The organism is Massilimicrobiota sp. An80 (assembly GCF_002159255.1).
Taxonomy (GTDB): Bacteria; Bacillota_I; Bacilli_A; order Erysipelotrichales; family Coprobacillaceae; genus Allocoprobacillus; species Allocoprobacillus merdigallinarum.
In genome coordinates this window covers 73,408-94,602 of the sequence record NZ_NFHI01000003.1, presented here as the reverse complement: position 1 = coordinate 94,602, position 21,195 = coordinate 73,408, and the positions used below count along the sequence as shown (strand labels likewise).

Here is a 21,195-nt window from a genome sequence, read left to right as displayed (position 1 = left end):
TTTTTTGAGGCTTTTCTTATTATTTTATTTATGAGTCTCCTGAATCCATCTTTCATGTTTAATAGTTTTGCAAGATTAGCCCTTAATAATTGTATCAGGTTATTTATATTTGTCTGATATGTAAGCATTTACAGGATATCATCACCTTGTATCATCATCCTTTGTACTATAATCTTCGTTATGCCTATTTACCATTGATTAAAGGTTATATTTTATCAGCTGTTGAGACATGTTTACCATTAAGTTTTAAAGTCGGTGTCATGGCAGAGGTTTTTGTTTCAGCCCAACATGGGATAGGCAAGCAATTATATCTGGCTAGGGTTCAAATAGATATGATTGGTATTTTTGCATGGATTTTATGGATGGTCATCATTGTTTGGATGCTGACAAAATTTTCAACACTTATTATGGGGTGGATTCAAAATAAAAATAAAAAATAGCGAATGTTTATGAAAATAATGTCCATACTCTTGATGAGGTGAAAATATGGATTTTAAAAATAGTCAGACAAAAGATAATTTAATGCGTGCTTTTGCAGGTGAATCACAAGCGAGAAATCGTTATACATTTGCGGGAGGATTGGCAGCCAAGAAAGGTCATCATATGTTAGCGGATGTCTTCTATTTTACAGCCAATCAGGAAAAGGAACATGCTGAAATCTTCTACAATCATTTAAAAGAGTTAACAGGTGAAACGATAGTGATTGATGGAGGATATCCTGTTGATACTTATGATGATGTCTTATCATTATTAAAGAGTGCCAGACATAATGAATATGAAGAATATGAAGATGTCTATCAGAATTTTGGAGCGATTGCAAAAGAAGAAGGTTTTCATAAGATTGCACAGGATTTTTTCAATATTGCTGAAATTGAAAAAACACATGGTGATCGTTTTGAAAAAATGGCGACGTTGTTGGAAAATGGACAACTTTATGCATCCAAACAGCCTTGTTATTGGATGTGTCTGAATTGCGGATTTATTTTTGAAGGAACACGTGCCCCTCAATTATGTCCAGTTTGTTCACATGATCAAGGTTATTTTATCAGATTAAAAGATGTTCCATTCACTTGTGAAATAGAGCAGTAAAGAAGAGGAAGAATATCTTGTTGATATTCTTTTTTTAATAGAATGATGTTAGAGCTATACTCTTATTTTTATTTAGTATATAATAAGATTAATACTGTTTAAAAAGGAAGGGGGAACTATATGAAACTTATATTACATTATCTCAAAAGATATAAAAAGTTATTGATTTTAAATATTATATCTGTCTTTGGCTTTGCTTTGGTTGAATTAGGTTTACCAACAATCATTGCTAATATGATTGATAATGGGGTTACCAATCAAAATGTGGAATATCTTTATTCTATGTGGTTTCTAGCGATTGTGATTTCAATCATTGGGGTGGCAGGAACTATTGTTTTAGGATATTGTTGTGCGAAAATTTCAACATCTATTACAAGAGATATGCGAAATGATATTTTTAGTCATATTCAAACATTTTCACCACATGAATTTAATCATTTTGGGATTTCATCATTAATTACACGTACAAATAATGATGCTTTTCAAATTCAGCTGTTTGTCAATGTCATCTTGAGAACAGCTTTATTAACACCAGTTATGGTTATCATTAGTGTTTTTATGACAATGCGTACATCATTGGAACTCTCTTTGATTATTGCCGCAACATTACCAGTGATTGTTGTAGGGGTTATCGTGGTAGCTAAAATATCAGAACCAATGTCACAAAAACAGCAGTTATCATTGGATCGTTTAAATCGTATTACAAGAGAGAATTTATCAGGCTTAAAGGTCATTAGAGCTTTTAATAATGATGCTTATGAACAAGCTCGTTTTAATCAGACAAATGATGAATTTACAAGTTATACAAGAAAGATTTTTAAACTGATGCTTTTAACACAGCCCATCTTTTATTTTTTAATGAATTTGGTTACACTTGTTATTTTTTATGTAGCCAGTCATATGATTGATGCTGGAACATTACAGGTTGGAAAACTCATTGCTTTTCAGGAATATCTTTTCCATGCCATGTTTTCAATGATGTTATTTTGTAATGTGTTTGTGATGTATCCACGTGCCGCTGTTTCAGCGAAACGTATTATGAGTGTTTTATCAACGCAAAGTGATATTAAAGATCATGTTTTACAAACACCACAATCTTCAACATCTCAACATCATTTATCTTTTCGAAATGTGACTTTTGCTTATCCTGATGGTGAGGAAGCTGTTTTAAAAAACATCTCTTTTGAAGCCCATGAAGGAGAAACGATTGCTTTTATTGGAAGTACTGGATCTGGTAAAAGTACACTGATTAATCTGATTCCACGTTTCTATGATATCAGTAGTGGAGAGATACTTATTGATGGTATTGATATACAGGATTATCGTATTGATGATTTGAGAAATAAAATTGGTTTTATTCCTCAAAAGGCTATGTTGTTTACAGGAACAATAGCTGAAAACTTACGTTATGGAAAGGCTGATGCAACTTTAGAAGAGTTAGAACATGCTGCTAAAGTTTCTCAAAGCTATGATTTTATTATGGAAAAACCAAATGGTTTTGATGAAATGATTACAGAAAGTGCAACGAATGTTTCAGGAGGACAAAGACAACGTTTAAGTATTGCGAGAGCTTTAATTAGAAAACCTGAGATTTATATTTTTGATGATTCTTTTTCGGCTCTGGATTATAAAACGGATGCCATTTTACGTCATGCTTTAAAAGAAGAAACGCAACATTCTATTGTTTTCATTGTTGCTCAAAGGATTTCAACGATTAAAGATGCTGATCAGATTATTGTATTGGATGAGGGGCAAATTGTGGGGCATGGAAAACATAAGGAACTTTTACAGACATGTCCTATTTATCATGAAATTGCTTTATCACAACTCAGTGAGGAGGAATTGAACTATGAGTAAAAAATGGCAGACATTTAAAAAATCAGTCCAACAGATTTCTCCGTTTTTATCGCCCTATAAGTGGGAATTTATTATCGCTATATTCATGATTGTTGTGACATGTTTTGCATTATCTGTTGCACCTATGATTGAAGGAATGATGACTTCATTATTGATGGAAGATGCGATGGCTATGATGAATAATGTGCCAGGAGCACATGTTGAATTTGATCGTGTGATTCATATTATGGTGATGTTGTTTGGCATTTATTTATTAAAGACAATATCTCAGTCCATCACAATTACAGCCTTGACAAATTCTATTCAAAGAACTATGCATGATTTGCGAAATGCCCTGCAAGAAAAGATTAGAAAATTACCTGTTAGTTATTTTGACAAACATAAATATGGTGATGTTTTAAGTCGTATTACAAATGATGTAGATACACTTTCGAATGCCTTACAACAGACACTCACGGAAATCATAAGAGGTGTATTGATGCTGATTTTAGCTATTGTCATGATGGTACGTATACATATTGTCATGACTTGCATTGTCTTATTGATCATTCCTGTGGCATTGGTCATTACCAAGATTATTGTTAAACGTTCACAAAAGAAATTCCAGGCCCAGCAGGATGCTTTAGGAAACTTAAATGGTGCTATTACCGAAATGTATGGTGGTTATCGAGAAATTCTTTTGTTTAATAAACAACAAGATGCTATTGAAAAATTTAAAGATATCAATCAGACACTTTATCGTAATGCATTTCAGGCCCAATTTATGTCATCAATTATTTCGCCATGTATTTCTCTTGTGACATATATGGTTATTGGAACAATTGGTTTTGTTGGGAGTTTATTTGTTTTAAATGGCAGTATACTTGTAGGAGAATTGCAGGCTTTTGTCCGCTATATATGGCAGGTTAATGATCCTATATCTCAAGTCAGCAATTTATCTTCACAAATTCAATCGGCTTTTGCGGCTTTACATAGAATATCTGAAATTTTAAATGAAACTGAAGAAAAACCAGTTGAAAATCCACAGACCTTAACTCATGCAAAAGGGCATGTTCAATTTGATCATCTTTGTTTTGGATATCATGATAAAGAAGTTTTACACGATTTGAATATTGATATTCAAAGTGGACAGATGGTAGCTATCGTTGGACCAACGGGTTCAGGAAAAACAACTTTAATTAGTTTGTTGTTACGTTTTTATGATGTAACTTCTGGTAGTATTCGCATTGATGGTGTTGATATTCGACAGATTCCAAGAGAACAGTTACGTTCTATGTTTGGGATGGTTTTGCAGGATACATGGCTATTTCATGGGACTATTTATGAAAATATACATTATGGACGTTTAGATGCCAGAAAAGATGAAGTGATTGAGGCAGCTAGACAGGCTAATGTGGATCATTTTATCAGAACATTGCCAGATGGCTATGATATGATTGTGAATGAAGAAGCCAATAATATTTCTCAAGGAGAAAAGCAATTACTGACGATTGCCAGAGCGATGTTAAAAGATCCACAAATTATGATTTTAGATGAAGCAACATCATCGGTTGATACACGACTGGAAAAGAGATTACAGGATGCTATGCAAAATGTGATGAAAGGTCGTACAAGCTTCGTGATTGCGCATCGTTTATCCACAATTAAAAATGCTGATTTGATTTTAGTCATTAAAGATGGTTACCTTGTGGAACAGGGAAAACATGAGGAATTATTGGCTCAAAATGGGTTTTATAGTCAATTATATAATGCACAATTTGTAGAAGAGTAAGGTAGTTGCATGCAACTGCCTTTTTTGTGAAGAAAAATAATTTTTCATGAACTTCTTTTACAAATGATAGGAAGTTGTGTATAATGTTTTCAACAAGGAGATAGATTTATGGATATTCATGTCATTAAACAACAATCTAATCAGTTATATCAAAAATATAAAAAACAGGTTATCCCTGAATTTTTCTATGTTGGATATGTTGGAATTTTAGCACAATATTTAAGAAGTGGTATTTTCTCTTTTTTTGTATCACTGTTTTTATGCCCAATAAGTCATGGCTATGTGAAATGTGCAATGAAACTGGTTGATGAAGAAAAGCCAGTTCTTGATTATCATGATTCATTGAATGGTATTTTCTGTTTTCCCAAAGTAGCTCCTGCATATTTAATGCGTAAAGCTATTATTGTTTTGTGTACGCTTGTATGCTTTTTACCATCTTTTTTGGCAATTCATGAATTGATACCAGAATTTTCTATTGAATGGTTTTCGTCATTGGGGAATACATTCATACAAACAGAATATTTTGTTCCTCAATTTGAATATATAGCATTGATTTTACAAAATATATTTCTTGTTGGTAATATTCTGATCTGTATTGCTGTTTATCTTTTTTTAACAGCATTATTTATGCCTGTTCCTTATATGATGGAATTAGAAGAACTTTCATGGAGCGAATGTATGAGCTATTCAATTCAATTGATGAAAACAAGAATTTTTCAATTTGCTCATCTGTATATATTATATATTTTACGTCATGCCTGTTATTGGGTTATAACTGGTTGTATTGTTTTATGGATTGGACATTTAAATGATATTTTGATGTTGTTTTGTATTGTGACATCTTTATTTTTATATATTGAAGTTTTTAAAGGAAGATTTGAAATCGCAAAATACTTATTTTATAAGGAAATGAGGAATGAGTATCATGAGAGAGATTAAAAATATCAAAAAAGTCATTATTAAGATTGGTTCATCATCATTGTGTCATGCCAATGGTTATATAGATCAACAAAAGATTTTGTATTTAGTGATGCAAATAGCGCAATTAATTGAACAGGGAATGACAGTTGTGGTCGTTTCTTCAGGTGCCATCAGTGCTGGAATGGGGGCTATGAAATTAGAGAAAAAACCTGAAACGTTACCACAAAAACAGGCTTTAGCGGCTATTGGACAGGCACAGCTGATGCAGATTTATGAAGAAATATTTCAACTGTTTCACTTAAAATGTGCACAGGTTTTAGTGAACCATGATGATTTTGATCATCGTCAACGTCTTTTAAATCTTTCACATACAATGAATGCTTTAATTGATTATGGGGTTATACCGATTGTGAATGAAAATGATGCTTTGGCAGTAGATGAAATTAAAGTGGGAGATAATGATACTTTATCTGCATTGTTAGTACCTGTGATAGATGCAGATTTATTGATATTAGTCAGTGATATAGATGGTTTATATACGGATAATCCTCATCATAATCCACAGGCTCAGCTTTTAAAGTATGTTGAACAGATTGATGAAAAGATTGAAAACATGGCTTCTGGTTCAACTTCAAAATTAGGGACAGGCGGTATGGCTACAAAAATTAAAGCAGCGAAAATTGTGAATGATTATGGTAAGCATATGGTGATTGTAAATGGTCAAAAGAAAGAGAGTTTGTTGCATATTTTTGATGAGTGTGAAGAAGGTACATGGTTTAATGGGAAAACGGGGAAACATCTTAATGCGAAAGCTCATTGGTTAACTTATCGAACACAATCTAAAGGTGAAATTATTGTTGATGATGGAGCGTGTCAAGCTTTAAGACATCATAAAAGTTTATTGCCTTCAGGCATTAGTGATGTTCATGGACAGTTTTTAGCGGGACAGGTTGTGGATGTTATGAATCAGCAAGGACAAAGAATCGCAAAAGGGATTGTACAGTATACAAGTTTTGAAATCGCATTAATCAAAGGACATCATAGTCAGGATATTAAAAATATATTGGAAAGTTATGATTATGATGAAGTGATTCATGCTGATAATATGGTTATATTAGGAGGTGAATCTCATGAATGAACAACTTTTCAAACAATTGACACAGGCAAAACAGGCTAGTCGTCACATGATGACAATGAATACGCAATCTAAAAATCAGGCTTTAATAAAGATTGCTCAGGCTTTAAAAGAGCATGTTTTAGAGATTATCAATGAAAATCAAAAAGATATAGAACATGCAAAAGCATCAGGAATGTCAGATGCGATGGTTGATCGTTTGTTGCTGAATGAAGATAGAATTGTTGCAATGGCAGATGATGTTTTGAAATTAGTAAGTTTAGATGATCCAGTTGGTGATATAATTAGAGAGATCAAAAGACCTAATGGATTGCTTATTAAACAAGTGCGTGTTCCTATTGGGATTTTTGGAATCATTTATGAATCTCGACCAAATGTAACAGTTGATATTGCCTGTCTATGTATCAAATCAGGAAATGTCTGTGTATTAAAAGGTGGTAAAGAGGCTATGCATTCTAATCGCATTTTAACAAAGCTTATGCGAGAAGCCATCAAAGAGACATTACCTGTTGATTGTGTGCAATTGATTGACTATGGTGGAAGAGAAATGGTTGATGAATTGATTCATGCTTATGGTTATGTGGATGTTGTCGTGCCACGAGGAGGAGCTGGCTTAATTCAGCATGTTGTGCAAAATGCAACTGTTCCTGTTATTGAAACAGGTGCTGGAAATTGTCATTTGTATATTGATAAAGAAGCAGATCTGAAAAAGGCCATAGATATCACCGTCAATGCAAAGATTCAAAGACCATCTGTCTGCAATGCCATTGAAACCATTCTCGTGCATCAGGATATAGCGGATACGTATTTACCATTATTGTATGAGGCTTTTCATGAACGTGTTGACATACGTGGGGATAGTAAAGTTCAAAAGATCATTCCATGTCAGTTAGCTACATTAACAGACTATGCGACAGAATATGACGATTATATTGTGGCTGTTAAAATTGTGGATAGTTTACAAGAGGCTATTGAACACATTTATCAGTATTCCACTAAACATTCTGAAGCTATTATTACTGAAAATCATGATACTGCCCATATGTTTTTAAATAGTATAGATTCAGCATGTGTTTATCATAATGCTTCGACACGTTTTAGTGATGGAGGACAATTTGGTTTTGGTGCGGAACTTGGTATCAGCACGCAAAAGCTACATGCCAGAGGACCATTAGGTTTGTTGGAAATGACATCTTATCAATATAAAATCTATGGTCAGGGACAAGTGAGAGAATAAAGAGTGAATCATGATGATTCGCTTTTTTATTGACAATACTTAGTATACTAAGTATAATGATGAGTACGCTAAGTAATAGGAGGGATTTGATGGAATATGATTGTTTTAGTGAAATGATGGAGGAGATGCGAGAGATTCATAAAATGATTCAAAAGTTAACCTCTCAAAAATGTCATCATTTAACAGTGGAACAGGCAAAATTGATTTTTTTGATTGCTCATCAACAGATGAATCAAAAAGAGATTGCACAGAAACTTCGTATTACTGAAGCTACGCTTTCAGTAAGGATCAAAAGATTGGTGGATATGGGGCTTATTGAAAGAAAGCTGAATGAAGATGATAAAAGACATTATTATATTGTTTTATCTTCTCAAGGAGAAGCAGTCATTGACGAGATGAAGAAAGATTTTCATCATGTTCATCAGATTGTCTGTAAAGGGATGACAGATGAAGATTATATGGCTGTTTTGAATGTTGTCAAAAAAATAAAAAGGAATTTAAAGGAGGAAATCAAGTGATTAAGTTACGAAAATTTGCATATAAGTTTTGGTTACCAATCATTTTGTGTATTGGATTTGTTTTTATTCAATCTCAATCGGAATTGGCCTTACCAGATTATATGAGTGATATTGTAACAAATGGGATACAAGCTGGTGGATTTGATACATCAATAGGTGATGTTTATAGTCAGGATACTTTTGAACATCTCTTGATTTTTGCTGATGACAAGCAAAAAGAAACGATTGAATCAAGCTATACTTTGACTTCTTACGACGATTTATCACAAGATATAAAAGATAAATTTCCAAAAATAAAGGATGCCTATGTACTTCATGATCTTTCTCAAACAGAAACAGAAGAATTAGAAAGTGCATTAATGAAACCTATGTTAATGGTTTCTGCCATTGATTCAATGGATCCCAATTCAAAGGAATATCAGCAACAATTTCAAAATATTCCTGAGGGGATGGATATTTATCAGGTTTTTGAAATGATGGATGAACAGACACGTCATCAGATGACAGAGAAAATTGATGCCCAAATTGAGACAATGGGTGAATCAACAATGCTTGTCGCTGCAGGTAATGGTGTCAAAAATGAATATATGGCTTTAGGAGCAGATGTTGACCAGATACAGACACAATATATTTTTGTAGCTGGGTTAAAGATGTTAGGCATTGCATTATTAGGCTCTTTAGCAGCTATGGCTTCAGCCTTTTTATCTTCAAGAGTAGGGGCTGGGTTTGCGAGAGATTTAAGACGAGCAGTTTTTAAGAAAGTTGAAAGTTTTTCAAATAGCGAGTTTAATAAATTTTCAACAGCTTCATTAATTACACGTACAACTAATGATATTACACAAGTTCAGATGTTAATGATTATGTTATTGAGAATTGTATTGTTTGCACCTATGATGGGAATTGGTGCATTAATCAAAGCCTTTACGCATTCATCATCAATGACATGGATTATTTTAATGATTCTCATTGTCATTACACTTGTCATTATGGTTTTGATGAAAGTTGTTTTACCTAAGTTTAAGGTCATTCAGTCTTTGATTGATAGATTGAATTTAACAATGCGTGAAAATTTAACTGGAGTTCTGGTTATTAGAGCTTTTGGAAATGAAAAGCACAGTGAAGAACGTTTTGATAAAGCTAATGATGATTTAACAACTGTTAACTTATTTGTTAACCGCGCTATGGCAACATTAATGCCAATCATGATGTTTATCATGAATTTTGCGACTGTTTTGGTTGTTTGGGTTGGTTCTCAACAATTAGATTTAGGAAATATTGCGATTGGAGAAATGATGGCCTTTATTCAATATGCAATGCAAATTATTATGTCATTCTTATTTATTGCGATGATTTTCATTATGATTCCTCGTGCCAGTGTGGCAGCCGATCGTGTTTATGAAGTCTTATCAACAGAATTAACAATTCAAGATCCAAAACAACCTGTTGAATTTGATTCACAACAAAAAGGTGTTGTTGAATTTAAGGATGTTTCATTTCAATACCCTGGGGCTCATGAAGCTGTTTTGAGCCATATTAGCTTTACTGCTAAACCTGGACAGACAACGGCTTTTATTGGTTCAACGGGTTCAGGAAAGAGTACATTAATCAATTTGATTCCTCGTTTTTATGATGTCACTGCAGGTGAGGTTATTGTTGATGGTGTCAATGTCAAAGATGTAAACCAACATGATTTAAGAGAACGTATTGGTGTTGTTCCTCAAAAAGGAGTCTTATTTTCAGGAACGATTCGTTCCAATTTAAAATATGGCGCTCATGAGGCAACTGATGAAGAATTAAATGAAGTCATTCGTGTGGCTCAGGCAAAAGAATTTGTTGATGCAAAACCACATGGTTTAGATGAAGCTATTTCACAAGGCGGAACAAATGTGTCTGGAGGACAAAAACAACGTTTAGCTATTGCCAGAGCTTTAGCAAAAAATCCAGAAATTCTTATTTTTGATGATAGTTTTTCAGCATTGGATTTTAAAACAGATGCTATTTTAAGAAAAGAATTAAGTCAATTGATGGAAAAAAATCAAAATACTGTTTTGATCGTTGGACAAAGAATCGCTTCTATCATGGATGCAGATCAGATTATTGTTTTAGATGATGGAAAAATTGTTGGAAAAGGAACTCATGATGAATTGATGAAAAATTGTCAGGTTTATCAGGAAATTGCTTATTCACAACTTTCAAAGGAGGAATTAGCCAATGCCTAGAGGACATATGGGTGGTAGACAGATGTCTAATGAAAAAGCTAAGGACTTTAAGGGAACAATTAAAAAATTGTTTGCTCATTTACGACCTTATTATGTGAAATTTATATTTATTTTTATATTTGCTGCGGGTTCAACTGTTTTTTTAATCTTTGGACCAAAAGTTTTAGCTCAAGCCACAGATAAATTGAGCGAAGGAATTATGGCGAAAGTCACACATACTGGTGGTATTGATTTTGATGCTATTTTCCAGATTCTCTTTTTCCTGGTTTGTATTTATTTATTAAGCGCACTTCTTAATTATATACAAGGATTTTTAACTTCTGGTATTTCTCAAAAAGTCGCTTATGATTTTAGAAAAGAAATTTCTGAAAAAATGGATCGTTTGCCACTCAGTTATTTTGATACACATTCGAGTGGTGATACATTATCACGTGTAACAAATGATGTCGATTTGATTGCTCAATCATTGAATCAGAGTTTAACACAAATCGTGACATCTTCAGTAACGGTTATTGGAATTTTTATCATGATGCTGACAATCAGTATTCCAATGACATTATTAGCATTATGTGTGTTACCTGTTTCTATGTTTTTCATGTCAAAAATCATGAAAAGAACACAAAAATACTTTATTTCTCAACAGACAAGTTTAGGGAATGTCAATGGTCATATTGAAGAAATGTATGGTGCTCATCAGGTTGTCAAAGCCTTTAATGGTGAAGAGGATTCTGTTGCCAGATTTGAAGAATATAATGATGATTTATATAATTCAGCTTGGAAGTCACAATTCTTTTCAGGTTTATTACAGCCACTGACAACATTTGTTGGAAATATTGGATATGTTGGTGTCTGCTTATTAGGTGGATTTTTAGCAACAGGAAATATGATCTCTATTGGAGATATTCAGGCTTTTATTCAGTATGTGCGTCAATTTAATCAGCCTATTACACAATTGGCTCAAATCATGAATCAATTACAATCTACAGCCGCTGCTGCTGAACGTGTTTTTGAATTTTTAGATGAAACAGAAATGGAAGAAGAACACGCTTTAGTCACAAGCGAACAAGTTAACCATATGCAGGGAAGTGTCACTTTCAATCATGTTCAATTTGGTTATACACCAGAAAAAACCATTATCCATGATTTCTCTATGCATGTTCATGCTGGACAAAGTGTGGCTATTGTTGGGCCAACGGGTGCAGGAAAAACAACCATTGTGAAATTGTTGATGCGTTTCTATGAATTGAATGGTGGACATATTTTAGTTGACGGTGAAGATATTACTCATTTTGCTAGAAGTGATTTAAGAAGTCTATTTGGAATGGTCTTACAGGATACATGGCTATTTGGTGGAACAATCCGTGAAAATTTAAAATATGGAAAATTGGATGCTACAGATGAAGAAATGTATAAAGCTTGTCGTTTGGCGTATGCTGATCATTTTATTAATACATTGGAAGATGGATATGATACCATCATTAATGAAGAATCTAGTAATATATCTCAAGGTCAAAAACAGTTATTAACGATTGCGAGAGCTTTCCTTGCTAATCCTAAGATATTAATATTAGATGAAGCAACATCATCTGTTGATACCAGAACTGAGGTTTTAATTCAGCGTGGTATGGATAAATTAATGGAAGGAAGAACATGTTTTATTATTGCGCATAGACTTTCTACAATCAAAGATGCTAATACTATTATTGTGATGAAAGATGGAGATATTGTTGAATTAGGAAATCATGAGTCATTATTGGAAAAAGGTGGCTTCTATGCTGATCTTTATCAGTCACAATTTGAATCTAGTCATGAATAACTTACTCGTTTTGAGTAAGTTTTTTTTATGATGTTAAATACTTTAAAAAATTTATATAAAAAAATTTAAATAAATTAATGAAAATCTATTTACAAATCTAAAAAAGAGGTGTATAGTAACATTACTTCAAAAATTTGAAGTAAGAATATAAAAAATTTTAAGTAAGCACATAGGAGGACATATCATGTTTGAACAAGTAAAAGATGCATTAGTAGAATCTTTAAATATTGATGGAGAAGAAATTAAATTAGAATCTAACTTAAAAGATGATTTAGGAATTGATTCTTTAGCAGCTGTTGAATTATCTTTAGATTTAGAAACAGAATTTGATGTTGAAATTTCTGATGAAGAATTAGCTGCATTAGTAACTGTAGAAGATATTGTGAAATTAATTGAATCTAAACAATAAGCTAAGGTTTCACTTAGCTTATTTTTCTAAGGAGGAACATGTATGGATACTGAAAAAATTAAATCAATTATGAAGATGTTTGAAGAAAGTCAAATATCTAAGATGGATTTAACTGATGGTGATTTACATATCACATTAGAAAAAGATATAGAAGCAAAACAAATCATAACACCTACCGATGTCAAAACACCTAGTGAACACAATGAAGAAACAATTCAGGAAACAGGTACACCTATCAAAAGTCCAATTGTTGGAACATATTATCAATCAAGTGGTGCGGGAAAAGAACCTTATGTCAAAGTTGGAGATATGATTCAAGAAGGAGACACGATTTGTATCATTGAAGCCATGAAAGTCATGAATGAAATTAAAGCAACTGTTTCTGGAAAAGTTTTATCTATTGAAGTTCAAGATGGTCAAACAGTTGAATATGATCAGACTTTAATGATGATAGGGTAAGGTGATAATGTGATTGAAAAATTATTGATTGCCAATCGCGGAGAAATCGCAGTCAGAATTATACGTACATGTAAAGAAATAGGAATTCAGACTGTTGCCGTTTATTCAACAGCTGATAAACATTCTTTGCACGTGCAATTAGCAGATGAATCTGTATGTATTGGTGGACCATTAGCTAATGAATCATACCTGAATATGAATGCGATTATTCAGGCAGCCTGCAATACGGGATGTGATGCGATTCATCCAGGATTTGGTTTTTTAAGTGAAAACAGTGAATTTGCCAGACTTGTTATTCAATGTGGATTGATCTGGGTAGGACCATCACCTGATATTATTGATATGTTAGGAAATAAGTCTGCCGCAAGAAAGATGATGAAAGAAGCAGGAGTTCCTGTGATTCCTGGTTCTAAAGAAGTCATTGAAACTGTAGAACAGGGGAAAAAGGTTGCTGAAGATATAGGATATCCCGTTATGATTAAAGCCAGCAATGGTGGTGGTGGACGTGGTATGCGTGTAGTTCATAATGAAGAAGAGTTTGAAACACAATATCTCAATGCCAAAGCTGAAGCCAAAGCTTGTTTTGGTGATGATGATGTCTATTTAGAAAAATTAATTGAAAATCCAAAACATATTGAAGTTCAAGTCATTGGTGATCATCATGGTCATGTGATTCATTTATTTGAAAGAGATTGTTCATTTCAAAGACGTCATCAAAAGATGATTGAAGAAGCACCATGTCATATTTTAAAGAAAGATGTGCGTCAAAGATTGTTTGAAGATGCCATCAAGGCTTGTCATCATGTGGGATATAATAGTGTTGGAACAATTGAGTTTTTATTAGATAAACACGGACAATATTATTTTATGGAAATGAATACACGTATTCAGGTTGAACATCCTATTACAGAAATGATTTGTGGTATTGATTTAGTCAAGTTACAGATTAAGGTTGCTGAAGGATTAAAGCTTCCATATAAGCAAGAAGATATTCATCAAAATGGATATGCTTTAGAATGTCGTATTAATGCTGAAGATATGAATCGTGATTTTGCGCCAACACCTGGAAAAATAACATTTATGCATTTACCAGGTGGAAGAGGAGTGCGTGTGGATAGTGCCATGTATAGTGGGTGTGAAATTTCACCTTATTATGATTCAATGATTTTAAAATTAATTACTTTTGCACCAACACGTCTAGAATGTATTAAAAAAATGCGTGCAGCGTTAAGTGAAGTCATTATTGATGGTATTTCAACGAATACAAAATTCCATTATTATGTTCTACATTCTAAAGAATTTATTGAAGGAAGTTATGATACAAGCTTCTGTGAAACATTTATAAAGGAGTTGAAAGATAATGGATCAATTGTTTAAAAAAAGAAATGAAGAATTAAAACAATTCTCATCATGGTTAAATAGACATAAAATTAAAGAAAAAAAAGAAATTCCTGAAAATATCTTTAAACAATGTGATCATTGTCATGAATCTATTCCTTATTTTTCACTTATCGAAAATGATTATGTTTGTCCTAAATGTGGTCATCATATGAAAATCAGTGCCAGACAGCGTATACGTGATTTAATGGATGAAGGCACTTGGAAAGAATATTTTGAAAAAGATAAAACATCTAACAATGAAAATTTTCCTGGTTACGATGAAAAGCTAAAAAAAGCCTGGATGTCAACCGGTATGAATGAAGCTGTCATTTGTGGTGTTGGTAAAATCAACCAGAGTCGTGTTGTCTTATGTGTCATGGATTCTCGTTTCATGATGGGAAGTATGGGAAAAGTTGTTGGTGAAAAAATATGTAAAGCAGTAGAACTGGCTACACGTAAAAAATTACCATTGATTATTAGCTGTACCAGTGGTGGTGCCAGAATGCAGGAAGGTATTGATTCTTTAATGCAGATGGCTAAAATCAGTGCTGCTTTAAAACGCTTTTCAAATCAAGGAGGTCTTTATATAGCCTTATTAACACATCCTACAACAGGTGGTGTCAGTGCCAGCTTTGCGATGCTGGGAGATATTATCATTGCTGAACCACAGGCCATGATTGGATTTGCTGGAAAACGTGTTATTCAAGATACAATTAAGCAGGAGTTACCTGAAGGTTTCCAAACTGCAGAATTCTTACTTGAAAAAGGTTTTATTGATATGATTGTGGAAAGACATGATTTGAAAAATATTATTTCAGATTTATTAAAATTGCATGGAGGAAAATTATGAGCCTCGTAGATAATGAAAGAAAAATAAAAGAGTTACAGGCGAAAAGAGCTGTAACAGAAGATCAAAAAGAGTTCGATGAACTTTCTCAAGAGATTGATACTCTCACAAAAGAAACATATCATCATTTAACTGCTTGGGATCGTGTGTCTATCGCAAGACATCCATCACGACCAAAAGCAAGTGATTTTATTGAGGGATTGTTTGACCATTTCTATGAACTTCATGGGGATAGATGTTATGGAGATGATCAGGCTATTATTGGGGGAATTGGTTATTTTCACGATATGCCAGTCACTGTTATTGCACAAGCCAAAGGAAAGACATTGGAAGAAAATTTGAACCGTCATTTTGGAATGTGTAATCCTGAAGGTTATCGTAAAGCTCTCAGACTTGCCAGACAAGCCGAAAAGTTTCATCGACCAATCATTACTTTTGTAGATACCGCAGGAGCTTATCCTGGTATCGAAGCTGAGGAGAGGGGACAGGCACAGGCGATTGCTGAATGTTTATACACTTTTTCTGATTTGAAAACACCTGTTATTTGTATTGTTTTATCAGAAGGTGGTAGTGGAGGAGCATTAGCTTTAAGTGTTGCCGATCGTATTTGTATGTTAGAAAATGCCATTTATTCTGTTTTATCACCTGAAGGTTTTGCAAGTATTTTATGGAAAGATGATAGTCGTGTTCAAGAAGCGGCTGAAGTGATGAAACTGACATCGTATGATTTATATGATAAAGGAATTGCTGATTATTTGGTCAAAGAACCAACAGGTGGTATGCAAAATGATTTAAAACTTGTATTAGATAATATTGATCAGTATTTACAAAAAGAATTAGATGTTTTAACTCATACAAAAGAAAAAGATTTATTGGAAAAACGTTATCAGAAGTTCCGTAAGATAGGAGTTATGTCATGAGTTCAATAGAAATATTAGGAACTGGGTTTGTTAAAGCTCAAAAGAAAGTAACGAATTTTGATTTAGAAAAAAGAGTTGAAACAAGTGATGAATGGATTGTACAAAGAACAGGTATTTCATCACGTTATGTGAGTGAAACTGAAAATACAAGTGATTTGGCTTATAAAGCCAGTTTACAGGCGATTGAAGATGCACATATTCAAAAAGAAGACATTGAAGTGATTATTGTCGCAACAATGACACCAGATTGTATGACACCTTCAACAGCTTGTCTTGTTCAGGCAAAACTGGGATTAAATGATTGTCCTGTCTTTGCTTTTGATATTAATGGAGCATGTAGTGGATTTTTATATGCATTTCAGATTGCCAGTGATTTATTAAGCAGATATCACCATATCTTAGTCATTGGTAGTGAAACAATTAGTAAGATGATTGACTGGAATGATCGTTCAACTTGCGTTTTGTTTGGGGATGGCGCAGGTGCGATGGTTCTTGGTCGAGGAGATACAAAACTTTATCACTATGCCAATAGTGAAGGAGACTTACAGGAAGTCTTACATGCTCAAGGATTGCCTTTAGTTCATGATTTACAAAATCAGGGAGCATCAACACATTATTTAAATATGAAAGGAAATGATGTGTTTAGATTTGCAATTAGAGTTTTAAAAGAATCTATTGAAAATGTTTTGGATCAGTCAGGGCTTTCTATAGATGATATTGATTTGATTATTCCACATCAGGCGAATTATCGTATTATTTCTCATGTGGCAAAAAAGATGAAAGTCGATTTATCAAAATTTTATATGAATCTTCAAGAGTTTGGAAATACTTCAGCGGCCAGTATTCCTATTGCTTATGCAATGGCACAAAGAGAAGGAAAGATTCCTGAAAAGGGACGTGTTATTTTGGTTGGATTTGGTGCTGGATTAACTTATGGAGCAACTCTTATTGACAATAGAGGAGGACAATAAAGTGTTATTAAATGAATTATTAAATATAAAATACCCTATTATTCAAGGAGCTATGGCGAATATTGCAACTGCTTCCTTTGCTGCCTGTGTTTCTAATAGTGGTGGTTTAGGGATTATTGCAACAGGATCAATGGATGCAGCTCAAACACGTGAAGAAATCCAAAAATGTAAACAATTAACAGACCAGCCTTTTGGTGTCAATGTGATGTTGATGAATCCATATGCCAGTGAAATTATTGATGTTATTGTTGAAGAAGGCGTTCATGTTGTGACAACAGGAGCAGGAAATCCAGGACCTTATATGGCAAAACTCAAAGAAGCTGGAATTAAAGTTTTACCAGTTGTGCCTAGCGTTGGTTTGGCTAAACGTATGGAAAGAGCTGGTGCTGATGCTTTGATTGTTGAAGGTGGAGAATCAGGTGGACATGTTGGTGAAATGACAACAATGGCTTTGGTTCCACAGGTTGTAGATGCTGTCAATATTCCAGTGATTGCAGCTGGTGGAATTGGAGATGGACGTGGTGTGATGGCAGCTTTGAGTTTAGGTGCTATTGGCGTACAGATTGGAACATGTCTATTGGTTGCTGATGAATGTCCAATTCATGAAAACTATAAAGATGCTGTTATTAAAGCCAAAGATACTGATACTGTTGTAACTGGAAGAAGTGTGAATACACCAGTCCGTATTTTAAAGAATCAAATGGCAAGAGAATATTTAAAACTTGAAGGACATTTTGAAAGTCGTGAAGAATTAGAAAAATTAACACTTGGGGCTTTAAGAAAAGCTGTACAGAGTGGTGATGTGAAAACTGGATCTGTGATGATGGGACAAATTGCTGGAATGGTCAAAGAAAAGAAACCAATGCAACAGATTCTTGATGAAATGATGGCTTCAACAAAACAAGTTTATGCAAACTTGCAAAAAGTCATGGAGGAAATGCAATGATTCAAATCCAAAATCGTATCATGAAACTTCCTATCATTCAAGGTGGTATGGGAGTCGGTATTTCTTTATCATCATTAGCAGGAGCAGTTGCAAAATGTGGTGCTATGGGTGTCATCAGTGCCGCTCATCCTGGCTATAATTATGAAGGATTTAGAAAAAATCCAATTGCTGTCAATTGTCAGGCTTTAAAAGATCATATCCAACGTGCCAAAGAGCTTGCTAAAGGAAATGGTTTGATTGGTGTCAATATTATGGTTGCCAGTCAAAACTATGAAGATTTCGTGAAAGCATCTCTTGAAGGTGGTTGTGATGCCATTATTTCAGGGGCAGGATTACCATTAGATTTACCTAAGTTTGCTAAAGGAAAGGCGCTTTTAGCACCAATTGTATCGAGTGGAAAAGCGGCCAAACTGATTGCCAGAGTATGGGATAAACGTTATCAGTATACACCTGATTTCGTAGTGATTGAAGGTAGTGAAGCTGGTGGACATCTGGGATTTAAAAAAGATGATTTATTGGCTCATACGTGTCAAAAACTAAGTGATATTTTAGCTGATGTTAAAAAAGAATTAAAAGTTTGGGAAGACAAATACAAAAAGACGATTCCTGTTTTTGTTGCTGGAGGTATAGATTCTGGAAAGAAGATTGCTGAATTCATCAAATTAGGGGCAACAGGTGTACAGATTGCCACACCATTTATTGCGACTTATGAATGTGATGCAGCACAAGAATTTAAAGATATGGTTATTCAATGTCGCCAAGAAGATATTGAACTTGTCTCTAGTCCAGCAGGACTTCCAGGACGTGCTATTGTCAATGATTTTGTAAAGAAAACAAGAGAAACAGGAAATATCTGTATGAAAAATTGTCTTCATTGCATGATTCCTTGCAATCCTGAAAATACACCCTATTGTATTAGTGAAGCATTAATACAGAGTGTAAAAGGAAATGTACAAAATGGTCTGGTTTTTGTAGGAAGCCAGGCAGCGAGAATTCATGAAATGAAACATGTTGAAGAAGTGATTCATGAATATATAAAAGAAATGGAGGAAAATCTATGAAAATAGGAATGATTTTTGCTGGTCAAGGTAGTCAATATGTAGGTATGGGAAAAGCATTTTATGATGAATTCCAAGAAGCCAGAGATGTTTTTGATCAGGCCAATATTGATATTGATGTCAAAAAAGTATGTTTTGAAGGACCTGAAGATGTTTTAAATGAAACATCATATGCACAGCCTTGTATTTTAACAACATCATTAGCTATCGCGAAAGTGATTGAAGCACAAGGTATTCACCCTGATTATGTGGCAGGTTTATCATTAGGAGAATATTCTGCTTTGGCTTATGCAGGAGCTTTTGACACACAAGATGCGATTTCAATTGTGAGACGTCGTGGACAGATTATGAGTGAAGCCCTGCCAGCTGGAACAACATCTATGGCAGCTGTTTTAGCCATGGATGCTGAAAAGATTCAAGAAGTTATTGAACCTATTGATGGTGTCACAATTGCCAATTACAATTGTCCAGGACAAATTGTGATTACAGGAACAAAAGAAGCTGTTGAGATTGCTTCAGAAAAATTAAAAGAAGCTGGCGCAAAACGTGTCATTCCATTAAAAGTTTCAGGAGCATTCCATTCTCCATTATTAGAAGAAGCATCATATAAGCTGAAAGAAGAGTTAGAAAAATATGATATTCATGAAACAAAGATTCCAGTTGTTTATAATGTTTCAGGAAAAGAAGAAGATGGAGATCTCATTGATATTTTAACTCGACAAATCAAATCAAGTGTTTATTTCTATCAATCAATTCAATATATGATTGCACAAGGTGTTGATGCTTTTGTGGAAATTGGACCAGGAAAAGCATTAAGTGCCTTTGTTAAGAAGACAGATAGAAGTATTCCTGTTTATAGTGTAGATAGTATTGAAGGTTTAAATCAAATGTTAGGAGCGTTAAAAGATGAGTAAAGTAGCGTTAATTACTGGTGCCAGTCGTGGAATTGGTAGAGCCATTGCTTTAAAATTTGCAAGTGAAGGATATAATATTGCGATTAATTATATTGGAAATCAGGATGAAGCTTTAGAAGTTCAAAAAGAATGTTGTGCCCATGGTATTGAAGCTATGATTTATGAAGGTGATGTCACTGATTATGATGCCATGGATCAAATGATGAAAGCTGTTTTAGAACAGTTTGGTTCTATTGATGTCTTGGTTAACAATTCAGGGATTACAAAAGATCAGTTATTATTAAAAATGAATACACAGTCATTTATGGATGTCATTGATGTCAATTTAAAAGGAACATTTAATACCATTAAAGCTGTTTCTCGTATTATGATGAAACAAAGATCAGGTGTTATTATCAATATGGCAAGTGTAATTGGAATTATTGGAAATGTTGGACAAGCCAATTATGCAGCCAGTAAAGCTGGTGTCATTGCTTTAACAAAATCAGTTGCGAAAGAATTAGCACCACGTCATATTCGTGCGAATGCTATTGCGCCAGGATTCATTGCCACAAAAATGACAGATGTTTTAAGTGATGATACAAAAGAAAATATCTTAAAAAATATTCCATTGCAACAAATGGGTGAACCAGAAGATGTTGCGAATGTTGCATACTTTTTAGCAAGTGATAGTGCAAAATATATTACGGGTCAAGTCATCAATGTTGATGGCGGAATGGTCATGTAAG

At 33.8% G+C, this 21,195-nt stretch carries 20 protein-coding genes; all 20 read left to right on the top strand.

Features of this window, described 5'->3' with window-relative positions; translation table 11 throughout:
- The first annotated feature begins 146 nt into the window (after positions 1-146).
- The 20 genes from B5G32_RS01865 (at position 147) to fabG (ending at position 21,194) form a co-directional block, all read left to right on the top strand.
- A complete protein-coding gene (locus B5G32_RS01865; RefSeq protein WP_087297712.1) occupies positions 147-440 on the top strand; it encodes a hypothetical protein in 294 nt (97 codons plus the stop codon).
- A gap of 46 nt (positions 441-486) precedes the next feature.
- Positions 487-1,089, top strand: a complete 603-nt coding sequence (gene rbr, locus B5G32_RS01860) for a rubrerythrin (protein ID WP_087935648.1) — start codon at positions 487-489, stop codon at positions 1,087-1,089.
- Between the two features lie 120 nt (positions 1,090-1,209).
- A complete protein-coding gene (locus tag B5G32_RS01855; RefSeq protein WP_087243264.1) occupies positions 1,210-2,946 on the top strand; it encodes an ABC transporter ATP-binding protein in 1,737 nt (578 codons plus the stop codon).
- Entirely contained in the window at positions 2,939-4,717 is a 1,779-nt protein-coding gene (locus B5G32_RS01850; protein ID WP_087935647.1) for an ABC transporter ATP-binding protein, read from the top strand. Before B5G32_RS01855 ends, B5G32_RS01850 begins: the two co-directional genes overlap by 8 nt.
- Positions 4,718-4,825: 108 nt before the next feature.
- On the top strand, positions 4,826-5,656 hold the full coding sequence (locus tag B5G32_RS01845; protein ID WP_087935646.1) for a hypothetical protein: 831 nt from the start codon (positions 4,826-4,828) through the stop codon (positions 5,654-5,656).
- Positions 5,643-6,776, top strand: a complete 1,134-nt coding sequence (proB, locus tag B5G32_RS01840; RefSeq protein WP_087297735.1) for a glutamate 5-kinase — start codon at positions 5,643-5,645, stop codon at positions 6,774-6,776. Before B5G32_RS01845 ends, proB begins: the two co-directional genes overlap by 14 nt.
- Positions 6,769-8,010 (top strand): glutamate-5-semialdehyde dehydrogenase, encoded by a 1,242-nt coding sequence (locus tag B5G32_RS01835; RefSeq protein WP_087935645.1) that lies wholly within the window; start codon positions 6,769-6,771, stop codon positions 8,008-8,010. The genes proB and B5G32_RS01835 overlap by 8 nt, the downstream gene beginning before the upstream one ends.
- Before the next feature lie 89 nt (positions 8,011-8,099).
- Positions 8,100-8,528: a MarR family winged helix-turn-helix transcriptional regulator gene (locus B5G32_RS01830; RefSeq protein WP_087243259.1), complete on the top strand. Its 429-nt coding sequence runs from the start codon at positions 8,100-8,102 to the stop codon at positions 8,526-8,528.
- Positions 8,525-10,747, top strand: coding sequence for an ABC transporter ATP-binding protein (locus B5G32_RS01825; protein WP_087935644.1), 2,223 nt, complete (start codon positions 8,525-8,527; stop codon positions 10,745-10,747). The genes B5G32_RS01830 and B5G32_RS01825 overlap by 4 nt, the downstream gene beginning before the upstream one ends.
- Positions 10,740-12,563, top strand: coding sequence for an ABC transporter ATP-binding protein (locus B5G32_RS01820; RefSeq protein WP_087935643.1), 1,824 nt, complete (start codon positions 10,740-10,742; stop codon positions 12,561-12,563). Before B5G32_RS01825 ends, B5G32_RS01820 begins: the two co-directional genes overlap by 8 nt.
- A gap of 184 nt (positions 12,564-12,747) precedes the next feature.
- On the top strand, positions 12,748-12,972 hold the full coding sequence (locus tag B5G32_RS01815) for an acyl carrier protein (protein ID WP_087243256.1): 225 nt from the start codon (positions 12,748-12,750) through the stop codon (positions 12,970-12,972).
- A gap of 42 nt (positions 12,973-13,014) precedes the next feature.
- Complete coding sequence (gene accB, locus B5G32_RS01810; RefSeq protein WP_087243255.1) at positions 13,015-13,431, top strand: acetyl-CoA carboxylase biotin carboxyl carrier protein; 417 nt, start codon at positions 13,015-13,017, stop codon at positions 13,429-13,431.
- A 9-nt stretch (positions 13,432-13,440) separates the two neighbouring features.
- On the top strand, positions 13,441-14,808 hold the full coding sequence (gene accC / locus B5G32_RS01805) for an acetyl-CoA carboxylase biotin carboxylase subunit (protein WP_087298037.1): 1,368 nt from the start codon (positions 13,441-13,443) through the stop codon (positions 14,806-14,808).
- Entirely contained in the window at positions 14,792-15,661 is an 870-nt protein-coding gene (gene accD / locus B5G32_RS01800) for an acetyl-CoA carboxylase, carboxyltransferase subunit beta (protein WP_087935642.1), read from the top strand. Before accC ends, accD begins: the two co-directional genes overlap by 17 nt.
- Positions 15,658-16,578, top strand: a complete 921-nt coding sequence (locus B5G32_RS01795) for an acetyl-CoA carboxylase carboxyltransferase subunit alpha (RefSeq protein ID WP_087243252.1) — start codon at positions 15,658-15,660, stop codon at positions 16,576-16,578. Before accD ends, B5G32_RS01795 begins: the two co-directional genes overlap by 4 nt.
- Complete coding sequence (locus tag B5G32_RS01790; RefSeq protein ID WP_087298039.1) at positions 16,575-17,549, top strand: beta-ketoacyl-ACP synthase III; 975 nt, start codon at positions 16,575-16,577, stop codon at positions 17,547-17,549. Before B5G32_RS01795 ends, B5G32_RS01790 begins: the two co-directional genes overlap by 4 nt.
- Before the next feature lies 1 nt (position 17,550).
- Complete coding sequence (fabK, locus tag B5G32_RS01785) at positions 17,551-18,495, top strand: enoyl-[acyl-carrier-protein] reductase FabK (RefSeq protein WP_087243250.1); 945 nt, start codon at positions 17,551-17,553, stop codon at positions 18,493-18,495.
- Positions 18,492-19,556: an NAD(P)H-dependent flavin oxidoreductase gene (locus B5G32_RS01780; RefSeq protein WP_087935641.1), complete on the top strand. Its 1,065-nt coding sequence runs from the start codon at positions 18,492-18,494 to the stop codon at positions 19,554-19,556. The genes fabK and B5G32_RS01780 overlap by 4 nt, the downstream gene beginning before the upstream one ends.
- Positions 19,553-20,467 carry an ACP S-malonyltransferase gene (gene fabD / locus B5G32_RS01775; RefSeq protein WP_087935640.1) on the top strand — a complete coding sequence of 305 codons (915 nt, stop codon included), beginning with the start codon at positions 19,553-19,555 and terminating at the stop codon, positions 20,465-20,467. Before B5G32_RS01780 ends, fabD begins: the two co-directional genes overlap by 4 nt.
- Complete coding sequence (fabG, locus tag B5G32_RS01770) at positions 20,460-21,194, top strand: 3-oxoacyl-[acyl-carrier-protein] reductase (protein ID WP_087243247.1); 735 nt, start codon at positions 20,460-20,462, stop codon at positions 21,192-21,194. Before fabD ends, fabG begins: the two co-directional genes overlap by 8 nt.
- Position 21,195: the final 1 nt, after the last annotated feature.

What these genes read in the sequence shown, in the direction of transcription:
- accD (WP_087935642.1), top strand. Translation starts at nt 14,792, where the DNA reads ATGGATCAATTGTTTAAAAAAAGAAATGAAGAATTAAAACAATTCTCA.
- B5G32_RS01820 (WP_087935643.1), top strand. Translation starts at nt 10,740, where the DNA reads ATGCCTAGAGGACATATGGGTGGTAGACAGATGTCTAATGAAAAAGCT.
- B5G32_RS01815 (WP_087243256.1), top strand. Translation starts at nt 12,748, where the DNA reads ATGTTTGAACAAGTAAAAGATGCATTAGTAGAATCTTTAAATATTGAT.
- fabG (WP_087243247.1), top strand. Translation starts at nt 20,460, where the DNA reads ATGAGTAAAGTAGCGTTAATTACTGGTGCCAGTCGTGGAATTGGTAGA.
- B5G32_RS01835 (WP_087935645.1), top strand. Translation starts at nt 6,769, where the DNA reads ATGAATGAACAACTTTTCAAACAATTGACACAGGCAAAACAGGCTAGT.
- rbr (WP_087935648.1), top strand. Translation starts at nt 487, where the DNA reads ATGGATTTTAAAAATAGTCAGACAAAAGATAATTTAATGCGTGCTTTT.
- B5G32_RS01795 (WP_087243252.1), top strand. Translation starts at nt 15,658, where the DNA reads ATGAGCCTCGTAGATAATGAAAGAAAAATAAAAGAGTTACAGGCGAAA.
- accB (WP_087243255.1), top strand. Translation starts at nt 13,015, where the DNA reads ATGGATACTGAAAAAATTAAATCAATTATGAAGATGTTTGAAGAAAGT.
- B5G32_RS01780 (WP_087935641.1), top strand. Translation starts at nt 18,492, where the DNA reads ATGATTCAAATCCAAAATCGTATCATGAAACTTCCTATCATTCAAGGT.
- B5G32_RS01790 (WP_087298039.1), top strand. Translation starts at nt 16,575, where the DNA reads ATGAGTTCAATAGAAATATTAGGAACTGGGTTTGTTAAAGCTCAAAAG.
- B5G32_RS01830 (WP_087243259.1), top strand. Translation starts at nt 8,100, where the DNA reads ATGGAATATGATTGTTTTAGTGAAATGATGGAGGAGATGCGAGAGATT.
- B5G32_RS01845 (WP_087935646.1), top strand. Translation starts at nt 4,826, where the DNA reads ATGGATATTCATGTCATTAAACAACAATCTAATCAGTTATATCAAAAA.
- proB (WP_087297735.1), top strand. Translation starts at nt 5,643, where the DNA reads ATGAGAGAGATTAAAAATATCAAAAAAGTCATTATTAAGATTGGTTCA.
- fabD (WP_087935640.1), top strand. Translation starts at nt 19,553, where the DNA reads ATGAAAATAGGAATGATTTTTGCTGGTCAAGGTAGTCAATATGTAGGT.
- B5G32_RS01850 (WP_087935647.1), top strand. Translation starts at nt 2,939, where the DNA reads ATGAGTAAAAAATGGCAGACATTTAAAAAATCAGTCCAACAGATTTCT.
- B5G32_RS01855 (WP_087243264.1), top strand. Translation starts at nt 1,210, where the DNA reads ATGAAACTTATATTACATTATCTCAAAAGATATAAAAAGTTATTGATT.